Here is a 925-nt window from a genome sequence, read left to right on the forward strand (position 1 = left end):
CGCGACCGTGCACCGGTGCTGCGCGGCACGATCGTGGGATTGACGTTGTCCAGCACGACCTCGCGCGAGATCACGACCCGCTCCACGTCATCACGCGACGGCACGTCGAACATCACCTGCTGCAGCACCTCCTCCATGATCGCGCGCAACCCCCGCGCCCCCGTCCCCCGCAACAACGCCTGCTCCGCGATCGCCCCCAACGCGTCCTCGTCGAACTCCAGACCCACCCCGTCGATCTCGAACATCCGCTGATACTGCTTGACCAACGCGTTGCGCGGCTCCGTCAAGATCGCCACCAACGCCGCCCGGTCCAACGGCTCCACCGCCGCGATCACCGGCAACCGCCCGATGAACTCCGGGATCAACCCGAACATGTGCAGATCCTCCGGCCGCACCTGCGAGAACAGGTCCACCCCACCGTCCGACTCCATCGGCGCACCAAAACCCACCCCCCGCTGCCGCGACCGCGCCGCCACGATGTCGTCCAACCCCGCGAACGCACCCGCCACGATGAACAGCACGTTCGAGGTGTCCACCGAGATGAACTCCTGGTGCGGATGCTTACGACCACCCTGCGGCGGCACCGACGCCGCCGTCCCCTCGATGATCTTCAACAACGCCTGCTGCACACCCTCACCCGACACGTCCCGCGTGATCGACGCACTCTCCGCCTTGCGCGCCACCTTGTCGATCTCGTCGATGTAGATGATGCCCGTCTCAGCCTTCTTCACATCGAAGTCCGCCGCCTGCACCAGCTTGAGCAGGATGTTCTCCACATCCTCACCCACGTACCCCGCCTCCGTCAGCGCCGTCGCGTCCGCGATCGCGAACGGCACGTTCAACAACCGCGCCAACGTCTGCGCCAGATACGTCTTGCCCGTCCCCGTCGGACCGATCAGCAGCACGTTCGACTTCGACAGCTCGA

At 66.1% G+C, this 925-nt stretch carries 1 protein-coding gene; it reads right to left on the minus strand.

Annotation, left to right across the window (positions count from 1 at the left end; all coding sequences use genetic code 11):
* Window positions 1-925 (minus strand): ATP-dependent Clp protease ATP-binding subunit ClpX (clpX, locus tag IF651_RS17300; protein WP_191830371.1); only part of this gene is annotated, 925 nt, incomplete at both ends.

It is taken from the genome of Cellulosimicrobium arenosum, assembly GCF_014837295.1.
Lineage (GTDB): Bacteria > Actinomycetota > Actinomycetes > Actinomycetales > Cellulomonadaceae > Cellulosimicrobium > Cellulosimicrobium arenosum.